Origin of the sequence: Saccharopolyspora elongata, assembly GCF_004348985.1 — a bacterium.
GTDB classification, from domain to species: Bacteria; Actinomycetota; Actinomycetes; order Mycobacteriales; family Pseudonocardiaceae; genus Saccharopolyspora; species Saccharopolyspora elongata.
Map to the genome: position 1 here is coordinate 24,803 of NZ_SMKW01000005.1, position 22,619 is coordinate 47,421.

Consider the following 22,619-nt stretch of genomic DNA (forward strand, 5'->3'; position numbering starts at 1 on the left):
AGAATCCGGCACATGCGCGCCGACCGGCTCCTCTCCGTGCTCCTGCTGCTGCAGAACCGCGGCCGGATGACCGCGACCGAACTCGCCGAGGCGCTGGAGGTGTCGGTCCGCACCGTCTACCGCGACATCGAGGCCCTCGGCGCGGCCGGCGTCCCGGTCTGCGCCGACCGCGGACCCGACGGCGGCTACCGCCTGATGGACGGCTACCGCACCCGGCTGACCGGCCTCACCGACGCCGAAGCCGGCTCCCTCTTCCTCGCCGGCGCGCCCGGACCGGCCCGGGAACTCGGCCTCGGCGCGGTCCTGGCCACCGCGCAGCTGAAGGTCCAAGCCGCGCTGCCCGCCGAACTGGCCGAGCGGGCCCGCCGCATCCAGGACCGGTTCCACCTCGACGCCAAGGGCTGGTTCCGGGACGCCGACGACGTGCCGCACCTGGCCGAGATCGCCCAGGCGGTGTGGGAACAACGCGTCCTGCGCGTGCACTACCGCCGGTGGCGTGGCGAGGTGCACCGAGAGCTCAACCCGCTGGGCATCGTCCTGAAAGGCGGGATCTGGTACCTCGTGGCCCAGGCCGGCGAAGCCATCCGCACCTACCGGATCTCCCGCTTCCTGGCCGTGGAGATCACCCCGGAGGCCTTCGCCCGGCCCGCGGGCTTCGACCTCGCCGCCAGCTGGGCGGAATCCGCCCGGCGCATGGAAGCCGAGATGTACCGCGGAACAGCGCGCCTGAGGATCTCGCCGCTCGCGCAGAAACTGCTGCCCGCGAAGTTCGGCTCTCTCGGCACCGGCGCCCTCGCCGCCGCCGGGCCGCCCGACGAGCACGGCTGGGTCGAGGTCGACCTGCTCGTCGAACGGCAGGACGTCGCCGTCCACGACGTGCTCCGCCTCGGCGCCGAAGCCGAGGTGCTCGGCCCGCCCGAACTCCGCGCCGCGGTCGCCGAAACCGTTACCGCGCTGGCGACTCGCTACGCAACCTGAACGCGCTCCGCACCGGGCCGAAATCGTCCACAGTGGAGCGCGCGGCGAGGAACGCCACGAACAGGCCCACCAGCAGCGCCGCCCGGCCCCAGACGCCGATCATCAGCGCCTGCGACGTGAAGCCGTCGTGGATGCCGTTCGGCTCGCCCGCCATGTTCAGGTAGAACCAGCGGAAGATGCTGATGCCCATCGCCAGGTCCGCCACCAGGTACGCCACGATCCAGCCCCAGCGCACCGCCACCAGCACGAAGAACGGCAGCAGCCACAGCGTGTACTGCGGCGAATGCACCTTGTGCAGCAACAGGAAACCGCACAACATCGCCGCCGACACCTGGATCCACGGGTACGTCCCGGTGCGCTCGTAGCGCAACCAGCCGACCGCGCAAGCCACCGCGAACGACAACAGCATCAGCAGCGGCGACACCACGCCCATCGCCGACTGGAAACCCTCGTACTCGGTCCAATGCCGGAAACCCCAGTACCAGATCGAGTTCGTGCTGATGTCCACCTGCCGCCGGGACTGGAAGTCGAACGACGCCAACCAGCCGCCGAACCCGGCCAGCATGAACGGCACGTTCGCCAGCACCGCAGTCCCGACCGCGGCCCCCACCACCTGCAGAGCGCCGCGCACGTCGAACCGCCGCTCGTCGCGGCCCTCGGTCAGCACGTACAACGCCAGCGGCAGCACGAAAAGCGCCGGGTAAAGCTTCAGCGCGAAACCCAAGCCCAGCAGCACCGCGGCCGCCGTCGCCCGCCTGCGCAACGACGCCGACGTCCACCGGTGCACGACGAACACCGCGGCCACCGCGCACGCCACCACCGGCAGATCCCAGTTGTGGAAGGCGTAAAGCACCAGCGGCGGGCTCAACGCCCATAACAGTGCCCGCCAGCCGCTCAACCGGCCCAGCCACCACGCGACGGCCAACCCGAACGGCGCCATCAACAACGCCGACGAGGCCAGGAAACCCGCATCCGTGTCGGCGAACAACGCGCCCACCCAGATCAGCACGCCGGTCAGCACCGGGTACTCGACCACGCCGCCGTACAACGTCCCGTCAGGCTCGATCCCGCCGTGCACGTAGGGGAAGACGTGCCGGTCGATGTCCCGGCCGATCCACAGGTTCTGGATGTCGGAGTAGCACACGTCGCCGTACGCCCGCTCCTGGTAAGCGGGCTCCGAACGCCCCCACTCGTCGAAGAGCGGGCCGGTGCACCGCGCCTTGTTGGCATACCCCAGCGCCAACGCCAACGCGGTGAACATGCACAGCGCGACCAAGCCGGAGATCGTCAACCTGCGGGCCGTCTTGACGCCGATGCCGATCACTCCCGTTCGATACCGCGAAGAAGTCGATGCGCTCAAGCGACCTTGCCGCGGAGGAACGCGATGTCGTCGGCCTGGCCCTCGTCCGGCGTCTCCACCACCACCGGCGCCCCGGCGCTCGCGCACACCGCGACCAGCAGATCCGGATCGATGTTGCCCGTGCCGATGTTGGCGTGCCGGTCCCGCGAGGAGCCGAACTCGTCCCGCGAATCGTTGAGGTGCACCAGATCGATCCGCCCGGTGATCGCCTTCACCCGGTCGACGATGTCCAGCAGCTCCTCGCCCGCGGCGTGCGCGTGGCAGGTGTCCAGGCAGAAACCCGCGCCGAACTCGCCGACCGCATCCCACAACCGCGCCAGCGCATCGAACCGCCGCGCCATCGCGTTGGCGCCGCCCGCGGTGTTCTCGATCAGGATCGGCACGTCGAAACCGCCGTCCGCGGCCTGCCGCTCGAACAGCTTCCGCCAGTTCGACACGCCCTCGGCCGGCGCATCGTCCTTGGTCACGTGCCCGCCGTGCACGATCAGGCCCGTCGCGCCCACCGCGGCCGCCGCCGTCGCCTGCTGCGCCACGGCCTTGCGGGACGGGATCCGGATCCGGTTGTTCAGCGAGGCCACGTTGATCACGTACGGCGCATGGATGAACACCTCGACGTCGCTGTCGCGCAACTGCTCCGCCTGCGGATGCGGCTTCGGGACCTTCCAGCCCTGCGGGTCCGACAGGAAGAACTGCACGACCTCCGCGCCGCGCTCGGCGGCGGCGGCCAACGGGTCATCATCGCGAACGTGGGCGCCGATACGCATACCCGAAGTCTAGGCGGCCGACCGGATCGCCTCCCGGCGGCGTGAACGGCCCGATCCCACAGCGCGGGAAGCCACGGGTTTTCCCCCGGGCCGTCACCAATGGCGGTGTTCGGGCGTTATTAATCTTGAGAGAGTGATCGGCATTCGCACGGCCGTGGGGAGACGAGACATGGGAGCACGGGGGAAACCCAATCCGCTGGTCCGGCCGAACGCGCTCGGCCGGACCGTGTCCGCGGGGCTGGTCGGCTTAGCGATCACGGCGAGCACCTTCCTCGGCGCCGGCGCCGCCTACGCGGCCGACCCGCTGGTCGTCGACCAGCCCCTGGCCATCGTCGACGCGGAACCCGGCCAGCAGATCACCATCGCGCCGTCCACGCTCGACTTCAAGGTCCGCGAGGCCGTGCTGCTCGCCATGCCGCTGGCCTTCGGCCCGGCCGACGACGCCGCCAAGAAGTTCGCCGCCTTGACGCCGATCCCGCTCGGGCCCGCTCGGGAGGGCCGCACCTTTTACTCCGGCAAGGACATCGCCGACGCCGCCGCGCCGCGGCTCGCCGAGATCGGCCTGCCCGAGAAGAAGGTCGACGCGGTCACCTGGCACTTCACCAACCTCGTCAGCCTCGGCAACGCCCTCACGGTGAAGGTCGCGAAGCCCGCCGTCGAACCGCCGCCGACCACGCAGCAGCCGACGCCCGAGCAGCCCAAGCCGACGCCGAACCCGCCACCCAGCACGAACCCGGCGCCGCCGAGCCCCACCCTGCCGGCGCCCACGACGCCGCCGCCGGCCCTGACGCCCAGCGGCGGGGCGCCGGGAGCGCTCAGCGTCCTGCCGCCCAGCCTGCGGGACCTCCAGGGCGGCTCGCTCCCGTGGGGGCAGGCCCGCTACGGCCAGGTGCCGGGCCTGACGCCGGACATCGGCGACCTCCAGAAGCAGTCCCAGGAGCAGCAGAAGGCACGTGAGCAGCAGGAGGAGATCCGCGCCGCGGGCAAGGCGGAGGCGTTGCCGACGGAGGTGACGGACCGGGTGGCGGCCCCGGTGCTGCTCGCCGCGATCTCGCTGGCGGTGGTCACGGCGACCCTCGTCCGCAGCTGGGTCCTCCGCCGCCACTGACCCCGAGCCTCCCCCGACCCCACCCGGTGTCCCGCATTTTCAATTGAAACTGCGGGACACGGGCGTGTCGCGCCCCGACACGCCGACGGCTGTGGACAACTTCCGCAATTTCAATGGAAATCGGACCTTCGATTTCCATTGAAATTGCGGAACCACGAACGTCGTCGGGGGTGGGGTGGGGTGATGGCGGCGGTGTCGGTGCCGCTTGCTAGCCTTGTTCAGTTCGTCGACGCGAACGACCCTCCTGCCACGGAAAGCCCGTGGCCGTGAGTCCACAGGAGGTGAATGGTCTTCATGCGTCACTACGAGCTCATGGTCATCCTGGACCCGAGCCTGGACGAGCGCACCGTCGCTCCGTCCCTGGAGAACTTCCTCAACGTTGTCCGCAACGACGGTGGCACCGTCGAGAAGGTCGACGTCTGGGGCCGCCGGCGTCTCTCGTTCGAGATCGAGAAGAACGCCGAGGGCATCTACGTCGTCCTGGACCTCAACAGCGAGCCGGCCACCATCAAGGAACTGGACCGGCAGCTGAACCTCAATGAGTCGATCCTGCGGACGAAGGTCATCCGCAAGATCGTCGAGCCCCGCAAGGCCGCGCGCGCCGCCAAGGCCCGCGCCGCTCAGGCGTCCGCCTGACCGGCCCGATTCCGCTAACGACCAGACTGGAGTCCCCAGGTCATGGCTGGTGAAACGGTAATCACGGTGGTCGGCAACCTGACCGCCGACCCGGAGCTGCGGTTCACGCCTTCCGGTGCCGCGGTCGCGAACTTCACGGTCGCGTCCACGCCCCGGACCTTCGATCGCCAGTCCGGCGAGTGGAAGGACGGCGAGGCCCTGTTCCTGCGCTGCAACATCTGGCGGCAGGCCGCGGAGAACGTGGCCGAGTCGCTGACCCGCGGCATGCGGGTGGTCGTGCAGGGCAGGCTGCGGCAGCGTTCCTTCGAGACGAAGGAAGGCGAGAAGCGCACGGTCGTCGAGCTCGAGGTCGATGAGATCGGGCCGTCCCTGCGCTACGCGACCGCCAAGGTGAACAAGGTCAGCCGCGGCGGCAGTGGCTTCAGCGGTGGCGGGGGCCCGTCCGGTCCCCCGGCCGACGACCCGTGGGGTTCCGCGCCGCCCGCCGGCTCCGGCGGTGGGTTCAGCGACGAGCCGCCGTTCTAAACGGCGCAGCAACGCTTACGAAGTTTTCGCTCAGGAGGAAGACCGATGGCCAAGGCGCCCGTGCGCAAGCCGAAGAAGAAGGTCTGCGTGTTCTGCAAGGACAAGGCGGCGCAGATCGACTACAAGGACACGACGCTGCTGCGGAAGTACATCTCCGACCGCGGCAAGATCCGTGCCCGTCGCGTGACCGGCAACTGCAGCCAGCACCAGCGCGACGTCGCCATCGCGGTGAAGAACGCCCGCGAGATGGCCCTGCTGCCCTACACCTCGACCGCTCGCTGACCCGGAAGGAGACACGTCGTGAAGATCATCCTCACTGCTGACGTGACCGGTCTCGGCGAGTCTGGCGACATCGTCGAGGTCAAGGACGGTTACGCGCGCAACTACCTGCTGCCCCGCAGCCTGGCCATCGTGGCCACCAAGGGCGCGCAGAAGCAGATCGAAACGATCCGCCGCGTGCAGGAGAACCGCCGGGTGCGCAACCTGGAGCACGCCCACGAGCTCAAGCAGCAGCTGAAGGACCTCGGCGCGGTCACGCTGACCGCGAAGGTGTCCTCGCAGGGCAAGCTGTTCGGCTCGATCACCAGCGGCGACATCGTCGCCGCGGTCCGCAAGGCCGGTGGCCCGAACCTGGACAAGCGCTCCGTCGAGCTGCGCGGCCACATCAAGTCGCTCGGCAAGCACGTCGTCGACGTGCAGCTGCACCCGGACGTGACGGCCAACGTCAGCGTCCAGGTCGCCGGCGAGCAGTGACCCGGTAGTACCGGTTTCCACAACGCGGCATCGTCCACTCCGGCATTCGTGTGACGGGTGGACGATGCTGCGTCCGGTGCGCGCCCCGGTTGTCACGGCGGTGGCCGAGCCCCGCCGAGTCCCGACACGCCGACGAGAGCGACACACCGGGACTTTTCCACGGATTTCTTCCACAGCCTTCACACAGGGGCTGAACTGGGGTTTTTTGTCGATCATGCCGACTTGTCCCCAAGTTGTCCCCAGCTGCGTGGAAGGCTGCCGCGAGTTATCCCCAGCTCGATTCGATCTATCCACAGGTTGTCCCGAGCTTTGTCCACAGCTTGACTTGCCTGCTCCAGGCGGGCGATCTAGCTTCGCGCGCGGGCGTTCACGCACACCACGCGTGAACGCCCTGTGCCGGAGGAGGTGACGGGTCCGGTGGCGGTGCCCGACGAGCAGGAAGATCCGTACTTCGACAGCGACGGCGGGTCGAGCAGCAGCACCACCTTCGAACGGCAGCCCCCGCAGGACCTCGCCGCGGAGCAATCGGTGCTCGGCGGCATGATGCTGAGCAAGGACGCCATCGCCGACGTCGTCGAGGTGCTCAGCCCCAACGACTTCTACCGCCCGGCGCACCAGGCGATCTACGACTGCGTCCTCGACCTCTACGGCCGCGGCGAACCGGCGGACGCGATCACCGTGTCGGCCGAGCTGGAACGCCGCCAGGAACTGCTCAAGGTCGGCGGCGCGCCGTACCTGCACACCCTGATCGCCACGGTGCCCACGGCGGCGAACGCCGGCTACTACGCGGAGATCGTCTCGGAGAAGGCGATCCTGCGCCGCCTGGTGGAGGCGGGCACCCGGATCGTCCAGCTCGGCTACCACGGCTCCGAGGGTGCGGCGATCGAGGAGGTCGTCGACCGGGCCCAGTCCGCGATCTACGACGTGACGGAGCGCAAGGCCAGCGAGGACTACCACGTCCTCGAAGAACTCCTCCAACCGACGATGGACGAGATCGACGCCATCGCCTCGCGAGGTGGAGAATCCCAAGGCATCCCAACGGGTTTCGCGGACCTCGACGCCCTGACCAACGGCCTCCACGCGGGCCAGATGATCATCATCGCGGCCCGGCCTGGTGTGGGCAAATCGACTCTGGGACTGGATATTGCCAGGTCGGTGTCGGTGAAGCACGGGCTCGGCAGCGTCATCTTCTCGCTGGAAATGGGGCGCACCGAGATCGTCATGCGCATGCTCTCCGCCGAGGCCCGGATCCGGCTCGGCGACATGCGCGGTGGCCGGATGACCGACGACGACTGGACGCGGTTGGCGCGGCGGATGAGCGAGATCAGCGAGGCGCCGCTGTTCGTCGACGACTCGCCGAACCTCACCATGATGGAGATCCGCGCGAAGGCCCGGCGGCTCAAGCAGCGCCACGACATCCAGCTGATCGTGCTGGACTACATGCAGCTGATGACCTCCGGCAAGCGCGTCGAGTCCCGGCAGCAGGAGGTCTCGGAGTTCTCCCGAAACCTCAAGCTGCTGGCCAAGGAGCTCGAAGTGCCGCTGATCGCGATCTCCCAGCTGAACCGAGGCCCGGAACAGCGCACGGACAAGCGCCCGCAGCTCTCGGACCTCCGCGAATCCGGTTCACTGGAGCAGGACGCGGACATGGTGATCCTGATCCACCGGCCGGACGCGTTCGAGCGGGACGACCCGCGGATGGGCGAGGCGGACCTGATCCTGGCGAAGCACCGTGCGGGCCCGACGGCCACGATCACGGTCGCCCACCAGCTGCACTACAGCCGCTTCGTCGACATGGCCCAGGAGTAGTTCCGTGTAGGTGCAGGGTCTCATTTTCGGCTGCACTTTCTCGTGTGCGACTGCATTTCGACTGCACTTGTGCGGTGGGTTGTGAGCCTCCGGCGCTCGCCGAGCTGGCCGCCGCGGGATCGGATGCTCGGACAAAGCTGTCCAGCTGCACCGGACCACCACGTCTCAACCACGAAGAAATACCACCGAAGTGAGACGGAACCCGAGTGGCTACCCAGCGAGACGCCGGCAAAGACGCAGGTCAAATGAGATCAAGATGTCACGCGGTTTGAGACCCTGCAGTTCTGCAGGTCTCAAATCTGGTGTCCAACTCTCAGTCGTGATGCCAGTGTCCGGCCAACTGGCCATCGCCTGAGCCAGCATCAGTCGTCGGCGAGGATGGCGTACAGGTCCGAGTCGCGCCAGCCATCGCGAATGTACGCGGTGCCGCGCATCCGGCCCTCGTATCGCATGCCGATCTTGCGCGACACCGCTGCCGAGGCGAGGTTGCGCGGGTCGCACGTGCCGGATATGCGGTGGAGCCCATGCTCGCTGAAGCCCATGCGCAGCAGTTCCCGCGCCGCAGCCGTAGCTATGCCTTGCCCCCACAGCCGTGGATGCACCGCGTACGCGATCTCGCCGGTGCTCGGGCCGCGCAGCTTCAGCTGGGCGCTGCCCACAACGTCGCCATCGACGAGCACCGCGAACACCAGCCGGTCTGGGGATGCCTCCACCGCGGCCCGCACATAGGCCTGCGTCTGCTCGTAAGTGTTGGGTCCCCACGCCTGGTAGCGGCACGATTCCGGCAAGCAGGCCCAGCCGTGGACGGCAGTGACGTCGTCGAGCGCGAGCGGCCGGAGCTTGAGCGTCATGGCGGCACCTTAGATCAGCACGCAACGCTGCCTGAACGCTGTGAGGCCGGCGCGAACCCGACCGGCTGCGCCGGGGCGAAGAAATGCCACGAGCTTGAGGCTGATCATGGCCGCAATCCCCGTGAGGACAGCCCGGCCGACCTGATCAACGTCGCGCTGGAGGAGCTGGTCCGGGCTCGGCGCGAGCTGCCCGGTTTCACCACGCTGGACAAGATGGTCTCCGCGATCCGCACCGAGACGAACACCGAGTTGTTCGCGCTGGTGCTGGACGCGGTGGAGTTCCTGCGCTTCGGGCCGGCGTCCGGGTCGGACCCGAAGATCCGAGGCCCACCGCAGTCGGTGCCTCGGAGATCGGTTCCCACGGCGAGCAGGAGAAGTCCGGCGCGGTCGGCTGACGGGGGGACCGCGCCGGACGAGGCACCGGCCATCTGCTTGACACAGAACGCCTTGCGCTGATGAGCGGACGTGTGGCGTTTCGTTGATCATGTGTCGGATGTGGCGCTGTCGCTGTCTCCGGGTGGGTCGGTAGCCACAGTGCCGTTACCGGCCGCTGTCTTGGTGAATTGTCCAGTGTCAGGCGACTGTTACTCCGCCTTCGGTGGAGTCGGTGGAGCGGGTGAGTTCCTCCCAGGCGTCGAAGTCGTCCTGGACGCGTTGGCGCCCGGCGGTGACCAGGCGTAGCGCGTCCGAGCCGAGCAGGACATGCACGGGAGGCTTCTCCGCGTCTAGGAGGGTGAGGATGGCGTCGCCCGCGCGATCGGGGTCACCGATGCCCTGACCCGCGAGGGCCTGGCGGCGGGCCCGGATCGGGTCGAACAGTGCGTCGTAGTCGGCGATGCTGCGTGGTGCGCGGACCAGTGACCTACCTGCCCAGTCGGTTTTGAACGCGCCGGGAGCTACGGCGGTGACCCGCACGCCGAACTGGGTGACCTCTTGGGCGAGGGTGTCGGTGATGCCTTCCAGGGCGTGTTTGCTGCCTTCGTAGAACGCCAGTCCGGGGAAGGTGGTGTGCCCGCCCATCGAGGTGATGACGAAGATGTGGCCGCCGCGCCGTTCCCGCATGCCGGGCAGGACCGCTTTCACGGTCGCTACCGTGCCGAATACGTTGACCTCGAACTGGTGGCGCAGATCGGCCATCGATGACTCTTCGAAGGTGCCTTCGAGCCCGTAGCCGGCGTTGGCCACGAGCACTTCGATCGGGCCCAGTTCCGCTTCGGCGGCCCGCACCGTGGGGTCGATCCGGTCCGCGTCGGACAGGTCGAGGATGAAGGCCCGGGCGCGGTCGGGGTCCAGTGCCTGGAAGGCGGCCGCGTGCTGCTCGGTGCGCACGGTGCCCGCAACCCGGTGTCCGGCCGCCAGGGCTCGTCGGGCGATGGCCAGTCCGAGGCCGGTGCTGACGCCGGTGATCAGGAATGTCTTGCTCACTACGGGTGTCCTTTCGTGGATGAGTGTCAGGCCGCGGGATTGTGCGTGGGCACGGCGGCATCGACCCCGCGGGTATGGCGGGGTCGTGTCTGGGTGGTGTTGGTGCTGGATCGCCCGGTTCGGGCGGTGGTCAGGACTCGGCGGCGGTGTCCCGGGTAGTCGCGGTGGCGGGTTCGCTGCCCCAGCTGGCCAGCAGTCGCAGGCGCTCCTGAGATGGCGAGCCGGACGGCGCGCAGTAGACGACGAGCGATTGGCCCGGGTCGGCGACCGAGGTGAAGATCTCGTACTGCAGTTCCAGGTCACCGGCGACAGGGTGGTGGAGGCGTTTGAGGCCGGTGCTGCGTTCCTGGACGCGGTGTTCTGACCACCACGCCGGGAACTCGGGTGAGCGCATCATCAGCTCACCGATCAGGTTGGCGATGCGCTGGTTTCGCGGCTGGGCGGCGGCGGCCAGCCGCAACCCGTGCACGTAGTCGCGGGCGACGCGTTCCCAGTCGCACCACACCAGGCGAGCACGCGGATCCAGCAGCGTCCAGCGCGCCATGCTGCGTTCCCGGCGCGGCAGCTCGGCCACATCGGGAAACAGCAACGCCCACAACGTGTTCCCGCCGACGACAGTGAGGTTCCGGTCGCTGACAAAAGCAGAAGCCAGATCCATCGACTCCAGCACCTGTCGCAGCGCCGGTCGTAGCTGTGACGAGTGCTCGGCCCGGTCCTTGCGCCCGGCTGTGGTGCCCGCGAGGGCGAACAGATGCCGCCGCTCGATGTCATCGAACCGCAGCGCGTCGCAGAGGGCATGCAGTACCTGTTCGGACGGCTGCCGGGCGCGGCCTTGTTCCAGACGGGTGTAGTACTCGGTACTCACCCCGGCCAGCTGCGCGACCTCACCGCGCCGCAGACCGGCGACCCGGCGACCGGCGCCGAACTCGACCGGCAGACCGATCTCATCCGGTGTGAGTCCAGCACGGCGGGCCCGCAGGAAGTCGCCCAAGTCGTTATTGCCCATGCCCTGAGTCTGCTTGTCACCCAGCCGATCACCAAGGGCATAGCTGGCCCTGCCAGTACTACACACCAGGTCGTGCGAGGCCGCGAGACTCGGCAAGGTCCGCCGAAAACGGGCATAGGTTAGCCAATCCCGTCACTGCGCGACGAACTCACCGTGCCCGTCCCGGCCGACCGCGGACCGGGCAAGAAATGGACGCAAGGGCCGGAGGACGCTCCGCCGGCGCCGGAGACGAACGGGGTGCCGATCCGGATCGGCTACGCACGCTGCTCCACGGCCACCCAGGAGCTGCAAAGCCAGCTCGACGCGCTCGCGGCGGCGAAGTGCACGCGGGTGTTCTCCGAGAAGATCAGCACCAGGATCCGGGTGCGCCCGGAGTTCGAGGCCGCGCTCGCCCTGGCTCGCGAGATCGAGACCGCGGCGCCGGATCAGCCGGTGATCCTGACCGTGCACGAGATGAAACGCTTGGCGCGCAATGCCGCCGAGCTGATGACGCTCTCGGCGACATTGCAGGCCACGGGGATTCAGCTGGAGTTGTTCTGGGCGCTGCTGCCCGCCCCGGCGAATGGGTTCCGCGGGGCGGGTGCGCGCCCCTCTCTAGGCCGCCGGCTTCTTCAGCAGCTTCACGAGGCTGGAGAAGCTGTCGGCCGCGTGTCCGGCGTCCATTCCGCGCCGGAACAGGTCGACGACGGCAGCTGGAAGAGCGGTGTCCACGCCCGCGTCGGCGTTGGTGTGCAGGACGTGCTCGACGCTGGCCATGCCCATGGCCAGGCGGTCCACGTCGCCGCCGTGCTCGCCGGCGTCGATGCGTTCGGCGTAGAAGGACAGGAAGTCCGGCATCGACGTCATGGTCTCGATGGCGTGCGGCAGGACGTCGGCCGCGGTGAGGCCGTTGGCTTCGCCGAGTGCGATCGCCTGCCAGTAGCTGAGCATCGACGTCCAGAACATGACCATGCCGATCTGGTAGAACAGCGCGGCCAGTCCGGGGTCCTCGCCCCGGAATTCGGTGCTGGTCAGTGCTTCGAGGGTGGGCCGGTGCGTCTCGAAGCAGGCGCGGGGGCCGCTGTAGAAGATGGACGACCCCGGTCGTCCGATGCCCGACGGCGGCACGGTGACCCCGCCGGCGAGTTGCGTCCCGCCGTGCTCGGCAACCCACCGCGCCCCCGCACGGGTCATCTCCGGTGTGTCGGAGCTGAGGTTGACCAGCACGCGACCGGACAGGGCGTGCGCCGCGGGTTCCAGGACCGCGTACATCGCGTTGTAGTCGGTGAGGCTCACTATCACCAGCTCGTTGGAGGCCAGCGCCTCCTCGACGCTGCCGGCGCGCACGGCTCCACGTTCGACCAGGGCGTCTGCGCGGGACGCGGTGCGGTTCCAGACGGTGACCCGGTGGCCTTCGTCGAGGAAGGCGTGGACCATGGCCTGCCCCATCGGGCCCAGTCCGATCATGGTCACGGGCTGCTTGCTGTTCACGGTGAAGACCTCCGCTGTCGACGTGACAGGACTAGAAAGAACGCTCTATTTAGGGCGCGGCTGCAAGCTAGCACATCGCTAAAACGAACGTTCTAACCAGTAGGCTGTGCGCATGGGCCAGACCAGCACCCGGGACCGGATCGTCACCGCCGCCGCGCGCCTCCTGCAGCGCCAGGGCTACGTAGGCACGGGTATCAAGCAGATCGCCAGGGAGGCGCAGGCCACCCTCGGCTCGGTCTACCACTTCTTCCCGGATGGCAAGGGGGCTGTCGCCGCCGCCGCTATCGAGCACAGCGGTCAGGAGTTCGCGGCCTTCCTGCGTGCGGCGCTGGACAGTGAGGAGAGCCCGAGCGCGGCGATGATCGCCTGCACCCACCAGCTCGCCGAAGCGCTACGTGATTCGGACTGGGTCGACGGCTGCCCGATCACCGCGGCGGCGCTGGAGACGCTAGGCACCGACTCCGAGATCCAGCGAGTTTGCGCAGCCGCACTGCGCGGCTGGGAGCAGCTGGTCCACGACAAGCTGCTGCGCTCGGGCCTCCGCGCGGAAGACGCCCGAGATCTGGCAACCACGATCATCAGCACCCTGGAAGGCGCCGAAGTGACGGCCCAGGTCAACCGCAGCGAAGAACCCTTGCGGGCGGCGGGCCGGCAGCTGGCCCGGCTGGTCGACTCGTACGAAACAACCCGCTCAGCCGTCTAGGTTCTGTTTCGCTGACCATGTCGCGCGGTCGCCCGGGGGTAGCTTCCGGGCGTTCAGGTCTGCCGTTTCCTTGGGAGGAGATGCAGGCCGGGCAGCTCAGGGGTTGAACGGGGCCAGGAGAAGGCTTGTGAGGCTCTGCTCGGCGCCGTCGTGGTCGGTCGTCCTTGGGTCACGGTCGCTGCGCGGCGGCGCACGTCTCGATCCACGTCGCGAGGTCGGGCACGTCATCGATCGTGAGCAAGGAGTACGGCGGGCAGCCCCGCAGGGGTGTTACTCCGGTGAACGCGTGGTCCTGCGCGAAGAGCAGGAGCTGACCGCTCTGGCGGTGGGCCAGCGTCAGGTTTCCGTTGGCTTCGATCGCGACGACGTAGTACTCGTCAGGCTGAATGGGGAGGTCCAGCCCCTCGTCGTCCCAAAGCCAGGTACAGGCGGCGAGTACTTCTGAAAGCTGCATGTCCGCAGCGGAAGCGGTGAGCACCTCGTCCTGGTTGAGCCACCAGGCGCCGGGCTCGCCGAACCACGCGGTGATCCCGCCGCAGACGGTCCAGAAAGCCTGGTGAGCCGGGTGGACCTCCTCGCCTCCCTCTTGCCGGGGAGGGTGGCAGAGCCATCCTCGCCGATCGTCGCGTGATTCCCACGCCAGTAGCTCGTATGTCTCTCCGTCCACGGAGACCGGCGTGACAGTCGCCGATTCGAGCAAGGCTGAGAGCACGGGCAACCCCGGGATCGGCCCGCGCCTCCACGGTTGCGCTTCGCCTACGACCGCGGTCTCGTCGCCTTGGACGAACCAGGGGACTTGATCGAGGAACTGCTCCCAGTCGGACACGGGCCGACCCTAGTGGCGGTCCCGTACTCCGCGGTGGGCTTCCGAGCGGAATCGAAGTCCACGCCCGGTGGTATGACAGGTCCGCCGACGAACTGATCTTGCGAAGTCTCACCGCGTCGCGGACCGGCCGCTCATGCCGAGGTCGAGTCCGCGTGGTGTGGCTGGCGTTGGGTGAGCACCAGGGGGCCGTCTTCGGTGATCGCGACCGTGTGCTCGGAGTGGGCGGTGCGCGAGCCGTCGGCCGAGCGGATGGTCCAGCCATCGGGGTCGAAGACGATCCGGTCGGTGGTGCGGGCGAACCAGGGTTCGAGTGCCAGGGTCATGCCCGCTCGGAGCTTGAGGCCGCGGCCGGCGCGGCCCGTGTTGGGGACGTGGGGATCCTCGTGCATTGTCCGTCCGAGCCCGTGGCCGCCGAACTCCGTGTTGATCGGGTAGCCGTAGCCGGTGGCGACCGCCTCGATCGCCGCTGAGATATCGCCCAGCCGGTTGCCCGGCCGCGCGGCCTCGATGCCGACGGCGAGCGCTTCTTCGGTCGCGCGGAGGAGTCGCAGGTCATCGTCGGCCGGCGTGCCCACGATGATGGTGCGGGCGGCGTCCGCGACCCAGCCGTCGATCCCGACCGCGAGGTCCGTGGTGAGGATGTCCCCGTCGCGCAGCGCGTAGTCGTGGGGCAGTCCGTGGAGCACCGCGTCGTTGACCGACAGGCAGGTGACGTTGCGGAACGGGCCGTTGCCGAAGGACGGGGCGTAGTCCCAATAGCAGGATTGCGCGCCGCGTTGGCGGATCCGGTTGCGGACGTGGTGTTCCAGGTCGAGGAGGTTGACGCCCACGTCGGCGAGTTCGCTGAGCTCGGACAGGATCTGGGCGATGAACTGCCCGGTGGTGTGCATCCGTTCGATCTCTGCGGGCGACTTCAACTCGATCATGGGTACCCTCACGTCGTGTATCGGTATAATAATACCAACGTAGCATCGTGCGGTATTGAAATACCACTCGTACCCTGGTGTCGTGGTCCGCAATCCGCTCACGCTCGAACAGATCGAGGCCGGCAGGCGTCTCGGGAGGCTGCTGCGTGAAGCGCGAGCAGGCCGCGATCTCGGTGACGTGGCGCGCGCGGCCGGCATGTCACCGGAGACGTTGCGCAAGATCGAGACCGGTCGGCTCCCGACTCCCGCGTTCGGCACGATCGTCTGCCTGAGCGAGGTGCTCGACCTGCCGATACAAGACCTGGCCGCCGTGTGGCGCAATGGCCTGCGGCTCGAGGCGGCGTCATGACGACCGCCTCCGCCCGGGCGCTCGATGCGGTCGACCGGCTTCGGGAAGAAGGCTGCCGCCGCATCCCGCCCGGCGACGAAACCGAGACTGATCAAAGACGGAGTTGATCGCACTCCGCGCCGAACTCGGCCAAGCAACGTCGCTACCGCAGCCTGCGACCAGAGTTCTCGCCTACAGCGCGAGCATCGCCGTGGCGACCTCATCGGCGGCCGCGTCGGGGATCGCGGTCGCTGCCTGTTCGAGCACGAGCAGCCGCGCGCCAGGGATCTCGCGCGCGAGCGCCTCGCCGTTGCCGACTGGGAAGAACATGTTGCGACGGCCGTGCACCACGAGCGTTGGCATCGCGAGCTCGGGCAGGCGCTCGCGCCAGCGCGGCTTGCAGTCGAGCCTGGAGAAAACCATGCCCATCTGGTTGGCCAGCTGGACCGCGGGCTCCGTGCCCGGCGTGCGGTCGAAGATGCGTTCGGCGGTCGCGCGTGCCGCGGCAGGGTCGTTGCCGAGGATCTCCGCGCTGGCGGCGGCGAACTCCGCCACGGCAGCGCGGTCGGACCAGTCGGGCATCGGGAGCGCGAAGCACCGGTCCATCGTCGCCGCGTCGTGGTCTGGCAGGTCGTCGTCGACCGGGCCCGGTGCGACGGGCCGCGTCCCGGCGAGGGTGAGTGCCGAGAACGCGTCCGGGTGGTCGAGCGCGGCGACCTGGGCAACCATCCCGCCGACGCCGATGCCCGCCAGGTGCACCGGACGGTCGTCGAGTCCGCGGGCGAGTGCGGCGGCGTCGGCGGCGAGGTCGCGCAGCGTGTACGCCGGTGCCTCGGGGGCAACGGTCGTCGATGCGCCGGAGTCGCGCAGGTCGTAGCGCACGACGTGACGTCCGCCGCGGGCGAGCGCCTCGCAGAGTGCGTCGGGCCAGGAGAGCATGGTCGTGCCGCCCGCGAGCAGCACGAGCGGCGCCGCCGCATCGCCGAAGTGCTCGACCCCGAGCGTGACGCCGTCGGGCGTGCGGAACGAGTGGACCGTCGAAGACATCGTCAACCTCCAGGGCGGCTGCGTGACCGCGGCACACGCTACGCGCGAAACGTCGCCCGCCGCCTCGGAACCAGCACCGAATACCGCGGAAACATCCACGGAAACAGCATGGGGAGCCCGATCCGGGAAAGGCCGCCGGCAGCCGAACGACTCGGAACCACGAGGAATAGCGCCGGGAACGCGGAGAAGATGCCCGCCGCAAGACGATCCGTGCCGGGGTTTTCCAATTTTAGGCAAAATCGGAACCCTCCTCCGCGCCGACATGTCGCGGCCAGCAGCTGGTGGCCTTCACGGCGGTGGTGATTTCCGCTCGGCGTGGCGCACGCGTGCTGCTTCGCGGGTGAGGTGGTCGCGTTCCGCCAGGCTGGTGGCGGCGCGGGCGGCTTCGGCGTACAGGTCGGCTGCGGGACCGAGATCTCCTGCGCGTTCGCGGAGGTATGCCGCCACCGCGGTGTAGCGGGGCAGGGTGGGGTCGATTTCGGCGAGCTCCGCGAGGCCGGCCTGCGGCCCGTCGGCTTCGCCGACCGCCACGGCGCGGTTGAGCCGCACGATCGGGCTGCCGGTGAGGAGCAGCAGTTCGTCGTACCACTCCACGATCTGCACCCAGTCCGTCTCGGACGCGGTGGGGGCGTCGGCGTGCAGGGCGGCGATCGCGGCCTGGGCCTGGTACTCGCCGAGCCGATCGCGGGCCAGTGCGGTCTGCAAGATCGCCACTCCTTCCGTGATCAGCTCGGTGTCCCAGCACGAGCGGTCCTGCTCCGCCAGCGGCACCAGGCGACCGTCGGGCCCGGTGCGGGAAGTCCGGCGCGCGTGGTGCAGCAGCATGAGCGCGAGCAACCCGGCCGCTTCGGGCTCGTCGGAGAGGGTGGCGAGTTGGCGGGCGAGCCGGATCGCCTCGGCCGCCAGGTCGACATCCCCGCTGTACCCCTCGTTGAACACCAGGTAGAGCACTCGCAACACGGTCGCGAGGTCGCCGGGCTCGTCGAGCCGGACCTCGGCGATGCGCCGTTTGGCCCGGCTGATCCGCTGGGCCATCGTCGCTTCCGGGACCAGGTATGCCGCCGCGATCTGCCTGGTCGTCAGGCCGCCGACCGCGCGCAGGGTCAGCGCGACAGCCGAACTCGGCGGCAAGGTGGGATGCGCGCACAGGAAGTACAGGCGCAGCGTGTCGTCCGCGGCGGGCACCGGGCCGCCGGGCGGTTCGGCCTCCACTGCGAGCTCTCGTTCGCGCCGGGCCTTCTCGGCTCGGGCGGCGTCGAGGAATTTGCGCCACGCGACCGAGATCAGCCACGCCTTCAGGTCGCGTGGCTGCTCCCCCGGACCGGCTTCGAGCGCCCGGATCAGGGCCTCCTGCACGGCGTCCTCGGCCGCGGCGAAGTCGGCTCCGCGACGGACGAGGACGCCGATCACCGCGGGCACGAGCTCCCGCAGCTGCGGCTCGTTCATTCGGCCACCGCGGGCGGCTCGGTGAGGAACGGCCGCACTTCGAGCCATTCGTGAATCGGTTCGCCACCAGGCCCGGGCGCCGCGGACAGCTCGCCGGCCAGTTCGACCGCGCGATCCCAGGACTCCACGTCGATGATCATCCAGCCCGCGACGAGATCCTTGGTCTCGGCGAACGGGCCGTCGGTCACCGGCGGGCGTCCCGCGCCGTCGTGTCGCACGAAGGCGCCCTCGGGGGCCAACGCCTGGGCGTCCACGAACTCGCCGGTCTCCTCCAGGCGGGCGGCGAAGTCGTTCATGTACTGGATGTGTGCGTCGACTTCCTGCGGAGTCCACTGATCCATCGGCGGGTAGTCCACAGCCGGTGCCGGTCCGCCTCGGTAGTGCTTGAGCAGCAGGTACTTCATGGTGAGCTCCCTCTCGGTGGTACGGCCCGTTGAGGCCGATCGTGCACCAGGGACGGAGCCGGCGTGCTGTTCTCGACAGCTGCACCGGAAATCCGCACAACTTTTTTGATGTGATGCGGACCACTGTTCACCGGAGGGGAACCCCAGCGCGCCTAGCCGGCCGGGTCTTGGCGCGCCTGCTCCGCCGCGTGGGAGGCGAGGCCGTCGGCCATCTGCTGCATGACCCGCCGCATGACGCGCTTCATCAACCAGCCCATTCCCCATCGGGTGGAGTAGGTGCCGTGCCAGTGGATGGCCGTGCCCCCGCCGGGTGCGGGCGTGAGGTCGATGACCGCCCGGTAGTCGTGGATGGCCGAGTTGAAGGCGTCCTCGTACGTCAGCTGCTTCTCCTCGACGAGCCCGGTCAGCCGTTCCCCGGTGACCGTCCGCCCGGTGCGGAACGCGCGGACCGCGCCGACGGGATCGCGGCCGTCGGGGTCGAGGCCGCTGGAACGTTCGGTGACCAGGCTGTCGACGGTCGACCAGGTGGGCCAGGTGCGTGCGTCGACGAGCAGGCGCCAGACGACGGCCGGAGACGCTGTCGCGGTCGCGGTCGCGTCGTAGCGGAGCATGGTCGGAATCCTTTCGTTCGCCGCCGCACCCACCGTTCTCATCGCGGGAACCGCGTCCGGGGTGAGCGCGCGGCAACGCCGAAGCTGCTTGGCACGGCCGAAATTAGGTGACGCGGGCCGCCGGGTACATGCGCTGGATTGCCGACCTTCGATCAGATCTTGCGGTACGCCGACGGCCGGACGCCGACATGGCTCAGGAAGGCCGTCGACAGCGCACCAGGACTGGCGAACCCGCAACGCTCGGCGATCTGCGCGACGGTGAGGGCGTCGTCGGAAAGCAGCCGCTTCGCCCGCTCGATCCGCAGCCGGGTGAGGAACCGGTGGGGCGTTTCACCGGTCGCCGCCCGGAAGACGCGGATGAAGTGGTACACGCTGAGGTGCACTTCGGCGGCGATGTCGGCCAGCGTCAGCGGCTCGGCCAGCCGGTCCCGCATGACGGCGATGCCCGCGCGGACGGCGGCGTGTTCGGGCCCTGGCAGGCGACCGTGCCGGCCCTGGGTCAGCAGGTGCGTCGCGAGGAACGCCCCGGCGGATTCCGCGTAGAGATCGTTCGAGCCACCGGCGGCGGGCAGTGCGCGGATGATCTGCTCGACGACCGGATCGCCCGTGTCCACCGCGGCGGACAGCGCTTCGAAGTCCGGCCCCGAACCGCCCAGTTGCGCTGCGGCCCGCTGGACGGTCGCCGATGGAATGTGCACCTGGATGGTGCGCATCGCGGACGTCGCCCGGTAGTCGCGCACGCTCGTCCGGCCGGGAACCATGAGCTCCAGATCGCCGGGAACCCAGCGGCGGCGGACCGGTTTTCCGTCGGCGCGCGTCCGCGTGGCCACGTCCCCGGCCACGAAGAGCACGAGATGCAGGTCGGACACCCCGGGCATCGGGACGTGGTGGGCCTCGGGCGCGTGGTCGAAGCACTGCACGAGCAGCGACCGCCAGCCCGCGTCGCCCCAGCTGCAGTAGGTGCGCCGCACCAGCTCCGACGTGTCGAACTCCGCGTACGGCGCCAGATCGAAGTCAGGCGAGTCGAACACCGCACAAGGCTAGTCGATCGACGTGTCGCGCCCGTGCCACGCGATGTCGTCCACCGCCAGCCACGTCTCGCCGGCCACGGTCGCCGGGGTCACCCCGGTGAACGCCAGGACGTCCCGATGCAGGTGGGACTGGTCGGCGTAGCCGGACTCCGCCGCGATCCGGGCCGCGTTCCCGCCCGCCGCCAGGCGGTGCGCGGCGTGGTCGAAGCGGACCAGCTTCGCGGCTCGCTTGGGAGGGAGGCCGATCTGCGCCCGGAACCGGGACCACAGGCGCTTGCGGCTCCACCCGATCTCGGCCGCCAGCCCGTCGACCCGGACCCGGCCGCGGCTGCCGGCGATCTGCTGCCAGACCCAGGCCACCTGGGGATCCACGGGCCGCCCCGCCTCGCGGCGACGGGCGAGCAGGGCGTCCGCCAGCGCGAAGCGGTCCTGCCACGACCGGGCTTCGCCGAGCTGCTCCCGGATCCGCGCCGCGTCGCGGCCCCACAGGTCGTCGAGGGTCACCACCACGTGGTCCAGCTCCGCCGGGGAGATGCCCAGCACCTCGTGCGCGACCACCGGGGACAGGCGCACCTGCACGCACTCGACCTTCTCGCCCCGCACGCGAACAGCGCCGTGCATGAACCCGGTGACGAGATTTCCCCGCCGCTGCCGACCGGTTTCGGCATCCACGACGAGCGGGCCGTCACCGAATTCCAGCGCCAGCGTGACGGCCGGGTGCGGGACCACCCGCACGTCGACCGGGCCCGCGCCGCGGTCGCGGAACCCGGCCATGCTGACGCCGGCCAGCCGGCTGGGCCTCGGCGGCCTCGCGACGCACCACCTGGCCACCGCCTCGCGTTCGTTCCCGGCGGATCGCATCACCCCATGCTATGGGCGGATCGACGGGAACATTCGTCCAAGACATCGGCCTGCGCCAAGGGAAACAGTGGGGCCCATGAGCATCGTCCAGAACGCCTTCCAAGCGCTCGCCAGCAACGACCCCGACAAGATCTCCGCAGTTCTCACCGAGGACGCCGAATGGCTGTCGCCACCCGGGAACGCCACTGCCGTCGCGCTCGGGGCGCCCGACCACATGGTGGGCAGGGAGGCGATCGTGCGCTTCTTCGCCGAGGACTTCCCCCGCTTGTACGCCCGTGACGTCGACGTCGTCTTCCACGGGCTGCACGCCGACGGCGAGCGGGTGGTCGTGGAGGCGACCATGACGGCGACCCTCGCCAACGGCAACCCCTACAGCAACGACCACTGCTTCGTCCTCGAACTCCGGGACGGGCTGATCCACCGGGTCCGCGAGTACGCGGACACGGCGCGCGGGCACTGCATGATCTTCGGCGAAGCGCCGCAGTAGTCAGCGGCGCCGCAGGGACGGGTCGAGCAGCGCGGGTGGGGTGCGCCCAACTGCTCGACGCCGCGGCCGGTTCCGGCGAGATCCGGTCCGATGTGGACGCTTGCGAGCTGATGTGCGGCGTCGGGAACCTCTGCATAGGCACGGACAGCGATCCCCGCTACGACGCGCGTCGACTGGTCGAGCTCCTCATCGCGGGGTTGCGCCGGCCGCGCTGATCATCTGCGGCGGCTTCAGGTTCGGGCGTGCGGCGAAAAGCGGGGTGCGGGCGTCCGCACCCCGCTGCGCGTCACCGGCGCTTCGGGAGCAACTCGAACAGGCTGGAGAAGCCCTGATCGCCGTGGCCTTCGGCGATCCGGCGGTCCATCAGCTCCTTGACCTCCCGCATCCGCACGGCCTCCACGCCGATGGATTCCCGGTGGTCGATCATGTCGTCCATCAGCGCGGCCTGGACGTTGAGCGGGCCGAGATCCGGCGCGTACTCGCCGCTCTTGATCGCCTTGCCCATCATGGTCAGCAGCGGCGGGTAGGCGGCCACCGAGCCGGCGACGCGCTCGGTGAACGCCACCACGTCGACCCCTTCGGCCTGGACCAGCTTGAGGGTGTGCAGGAAGCCGATGAGCATCTCGTAGCCCATCGCGACCTGGCCCATGAACTCCACGGCCGCCAGGCCGGCGTCCTCGCCGTGGTACGCGATGGTGCCCAGTTCCTGCAGCACCGGTTCGTGGGCCTGGAACGCGCTGCGGGAGCCGCTGAACGGGAACATGATGTTCGGCGTTCCGACGTACGGCGGATCTCCCATGATCTTGCCGTCGATGTACTCGGCGCCGCGCTCGGTCGCCCAGCGCTCGTTCTCCCGCGCCTGGGCGGGAGAACCGCTCGTGACGTTCACCAGCACCTTGCCCGCGACCGCGGTTTCGACGGCGCCCAGCACTTCGTCGACCGCCGTGCTGTCGAGCAGGCAGATCACGACCAACGGGCTCGCCGCCACCGCCTCCGCGGCCGTCGCGGCCGCCGTGGCACCGGCGGCGACCAGCGGCTCGCTCTTGCTCGCGGTCCGGTTCCAGACCGTCGTGCGGTAGCCGCGGTCGACGAGCGTCCTGGCGATCGCCGATCCCATGTCACCGAGGCCGAGCACGGTGACCTGGCGGGGGTCGTCGGTTGTCGTTGTCGTCATGGGGTTCCTTCCCAACCAATCGCTCCCGGTCTATCGCCGAGGCGAACATCGAGAGCTTGTAACTTCAAGTTAAGTCGAGGTCAATGCTCT

26 protein-coding genes and 2 pseudogenes are annotated in these 22,619 nt (G+C 69.3%); 13 read left to right on the forward strand and 15 right to left on the reverse strand.

Features of this window, described 5'->3' with window-relative positions; genetic code table 11:
* The first annotated feature begins 12 nt into the window (after positions 1-12).
* Positions 13-978 (forward strand): helix-turn-helix transcriptional regulator, encoded by a 966-nt coding sequence (locus tag E1288_RS05620; RefSeq protein ID WP_207954207.1) that lies wholly within the window; start codon positions 13-15, stop codon positions 976-978.
* Here the strand turns inward: E1288_RS05620 and E1288_RS05625 are convergent.
* Together E1288_RS05625 and E1288_RS05630 are read right to left on the reverse strand one after the other, a co-directional pair.
* On the reverse strand, positions 947-2,302 hold the full coding sequence (locus E1288_RS05625) for a glycosyltransferase family 87 protein (protein WP_408012994.1): 1,356 nt from the start codon (positions 2,300-2,302) through the stop codon (positions 947-949). The two genes, E1288_RS05620 and E1288_RS05625, sit on opposite strands and share 32 nt — an antisense overlap.
* Positions 2,303-2,334: 32 nt before the next feature.
* The gene (locus E1288_RS05630) at positions 2,335-3,102 is read right to left on the reverse strand and encodes a deoxyribonuclease IV (protein ID WP_132481847.1); all 768 of its coding nucleotides are present in this window, start codon (positions 3,100-3,102) and stop codon (positions 2,335-2,337) included.
* Positions 3,103-3,271: 169 nt separating this feature from the next.
* On the opposite strand from E1288_RS05630, the gene E1288_RS05635 reads away from it, so the two are divergent.
* The 6 genes from E1288_RS05635 (at position 3,272) to dnaB (ending at position 7,933) form a co-directional block, all read left to right on the forward strand.
* Positions 3,272-4,210, forward strand: coding sequence for a hypothetical protein (locus E1288_RS05635; RefSeq protein WP_132481850.1), 939 nt, complete (start codon positions 3,272-3,274; stop codon positions 4,208-4,210).
* A 285-nt stretch (positions 4,211-4,495) separates the two neighbouring features.
* Positions 4,496-4,846, forward strand: a complete 351-nt coding sequence (gene rpsF / locus E1288_RS05640; protein WP_010312877.1) for a 30S ribosomal protein S6 — start codon at positions 4,496-4,498, stop codon at positions 4,844-4,846.
* 42 nt (positions 4,847-4,888) lie between these two features.
* Positions 4,889-5,371, forward strand: a complete 483-nt coding sequence (locus tag E1288_RS05645; RefSeq protein WP_093263833.1) for a single-stranded DNA-binding protein — start codon at positions 4,889-4,891, stop codon at positions 5,369-5,371.
* A 45-nt stretch (positions 5,372-5,416) separates the two neighbouring features.
* Positions 5,417-5,653: a 30S ribosomal protein S18 gene (gene rpsR, locus E1288_RS05650; RefSeq protein ID WP_093151213.1), complete on the forward strand. Its 237-nt coding sequence runs from the start codon at positions 5,417-5,419 to the stop codon at positions 5,651-5,653.
* Positions 5,654-5,671: 18 nt separating this feature from the next.
* On the forward strand, positions 5,672-6,124 hold the full coding sequence (gene rplI / locus E1288_RS05655; protein ID WP_132481853.1) for a 50S ribosomal protein L9: 453 nt from the start codon (positions 5,672-5,674) through the stop codon (positions 6,122-6,124).
* Between the two features lie 423 nt (positions 6,125-6,547).
* The gene (gene dnaB, locus E1288_RS05660; protein WP_397527837.1) at positions 6,548-7,933 is read left to right on the forward strand and encodes a replicative DNA helicase; all 1,386 of its coding nucleotides are present in this window, start codon (positions 6,548-6,550) and stop codon (positions 7,931-7,933) included.
* Positions 7,934-8,295: 362 nt separating this feature from the next.
* On the opposite strand, the gene E1288_RS05665 is transcribed toward dnaB, so the two are convergent.
* Complete coding sequence (locus E1288_RS05665; protein ID WP_132481857.1) at positions 8,296-8,784, reverse strand: GNAT family N-acetyltransferase; 489 nt, start codon at positions 8,782-8,784, stop codon at positions 8,296-8,298.
* Here E1288_RS05665 and E1288_RS47900 point away from each other — a divergent pair.
* On the forward strand, positions 8,734-9,240 hold the full coding sequence (locus E1288_RS47900) for a DUF4158 domain-containing protein (RefSeq protein ID WP_207954208.1): 507 nt from the start codon (positions 8,734-8,736) through the stop codon (positions 9,238-9,240). The two genes, E1288_RS05665 and E1288_RS47900, sit on opposite strands and share 51 nt — an antisense overlap.
* 117 nt (positions 9,241-9,357) lie before the next feature.
* Here E1288_RS47900 and E1288_RS05675 read toward each other — a convergent pair whose 3' ends face one another.
* The gene (locus E1288_RS05675) at positions 9,358-10,209 is read right to left on the reverse strand and encodes an oxidoreductase (protein WP_132481860.1); all 852 of its coding nucleotides are present in this window, start codon (positions 10,207-10,209) and stop codon (positions 9,358-9,360) included.
* A 130-nt stretch (positions 10,210-10,339) separates the two neighbouring features.
* A complete protein-coding gene (locus tag E1288_RS05680; RefSeq protein WP_132481863.1) occupies positions 10,340-11,215 on the reverse strand; it encodes a helix-turn-helix transcriptional regulator in 876 nt (291 codons plus the stop codon).
* Between the two features lie 237 nt (positions 11,216-11,452).
* Between E1288_RS05680 and E1288_RS48625 the strand changes: the two are divergent.
* Positions 11,453-11,731, forward strand: a pseudogene (locus E1288_RS48625) (recombinase family protein); the annotation flags it as partial.
* Between the two features lie 78 nt (positions 11,732-11,809).
* Here the strand turns inward: E1288_RS48625 and E1288_RS05690 are convergent.
* A complete protein-coding gene (locus tag E1288_RS05690) occupies positions 11,810-12,685 on the reverse strand; it encodes an NAD(P)-dependent oxidoreductase (protein WP_132481866.1) in 876 nt (291 codons plus the stop codon).
* Positions 12,686-12,797: 112 nt separating this feature from the next.
* Between E1288_RS05690 and E1288_RS05695 the strand changes: the two genes are divergently transcribed.
* Positions 12,798-13,388, forward strand: coding sequence for a TetR/AcrR family transcriptional regulator (locus tag E1288_RS05695; protein WP_132481868.1), 591 nt, complete (start codon positions 12,798-12,800; stop codon positions 13,386-13,388).
* A 169-nt stretch (positions 13,389-13,557) separates the two neighbouring features.
* On the opposite strand, the gene E1288_RS05700 is transcribed toward E1288_RS05695, so the two are convergent.
* Together E1288_RS05700 and map are read right to left on the reverse strand one after the other, a co-directional pair.
* Positions 13,558-14,214, reverse strand: a complete 657-nt coding sequence (locus E1288_RS05700; protein WP_132481871.1) for a hypothetical protein — start codon at positions 14,212-14,214, stop codon at positions 13,558-13,560.
* Positions 14,215-14,345: 131 nt separating this feature from the next.
* A complete protein-coding gene (map, locus tag E1288_RS05705) occupies positions 14,346-15,140 on the reverse strand; it encodes a type I methionyl aminopeptidase (protein WP_132481874.1) in 795 nt (264 codons plus the stop codon).
* An 82-nt stretch (positions 15,141-15,222) separates the two neighbouring features.
* Between map and E1288_RS05710 the strand changes: the two genes are divergently transcribed.
* Positions 15,223-15,489, forward strand: a complete 267-nt coding sequence (locus E1288_RS05710) for a helix-turn-helix transcriptional regulator (protein ID WP_132481877.1) — start codon at positions 15,223-15,225, stop codon at positions 15,487-15,489.
* A 171-nt stretch (positions 15,490-15,660) separates the two neighbouring features.
* On the opposite strand, the gene E1288_RS05715 is transcribed toward E1288_RS05710, so the two are convergent.
* From E1288_RS05715 to E1288_RS05740, 6 genes are all read right to left on the reverse strand, one after another.
* Positions 15,661-16,515 (reverse strand): alpha/beta fold hydrolase, encoded by an 855-nt coding sequence (locus tag E1288_RS05715; protein WP_132481880.1) that lies wholly within the window; start codon positions 16,513-16,515, stop codon positions 15,661-15,663.
* Between the two features lie 288 nt (positions 16,516-16,803).
* Entirely contained in the window at positions 16,804-17,961 is a 1,158-nt protein-coding gene (locus tag E1288_RS05720) for an RNA polymerase sigma factor (RefSeq protein ID WP_132481882.1), read from the reverse strand.
* Entirely contained in the window at positions 17,958-18,365 is a 408-nt protein-coding gene (locus E1288_RS05725) for a YciI family protein (RefSeq protein WP_132481885.1), read from the reverse strand. Before E1288_RS05725 ends, E1288_RS05720 begins: the two co-directional genes overlap by 4 nt.
* A gap of 152 nt (positions 18,366-18,517) precedes the next feature.
* On the reverse strand, positions 18,518-18,976 hold the full coding sequence (locus E1288_RS05730) for an SRPBCC family protein (protein ID WP_132481888.1): 459 nt from the start codon (positions 18,974-18,976) through the stop codon (positions 18,518-18,520).
* A gap of 152 nt (positions 18,977-19,128) precedes the next feature.
* Positions 19,129-20,007, reverse strand: a complete 879-nt coding sequence (locus E1288_RS05735; protein ID WP_132481891.1) for an AraC family transcriptional regulator — start codon at positions 20,005-20,007, stop codon at positions 19,129-19,131.
* Positions 20,008-20,016: 9 nt separating this feature from the next.
* Entirely contained in the window at positions 20,017-20,868 is an 852-nt protein-coding gene (locus E1288_RS05740) for a helix-turn-helix domain-containing protein (protein ID WP_207954209.1), read from the reverse strand.
* A gap of 76 nt (positions 20,869-20,944) precedes the next feature.
* On the opposite strand from E1288_RS05740, the gene E1288_RS05745 reads away from it, so the two are divergent.
* Both E1288_RS05745 and E1288_RS05750 read left to right on the forward strand, forming a co-directional pair.
* Positions 20,945-21,355, forward strand: coding sequence for a nuclear transport factor 2 family protein (locus E1288_RS05745; protein ID WP_132481894.1), 411 nt, complete (start codon positions 20,945-20,947; stop codon positions 21,353-21,355).
* Positions 21,356-21,396: 41 nt separating this feature from the next.
* Positions 21,397-21,570, forward strand: a pseudogene (locus E1288_RS05750) (SbtR family transcriptional regulator); the annotation flags it as partial.
* Positions 21,571-21,641: 71 nt separating this feature from the next.
* On the opposite strand, the gene E1288_RS05755 reads toward E1288_RS05750, so the two are convergent.
* Positions 21,642-22,529, reverse strand: a complete 888-nt coding sequence (locus tag E1288_RS05755; protein ID WP_132481897.1) for an NAD(P)-dependent oxidoreductase — start codon at positions 22,527-22,529, stop codon at positions 21,642-21,644.
* Positions 22,530-22,619 lie beyond the last annotated feature (90 nt).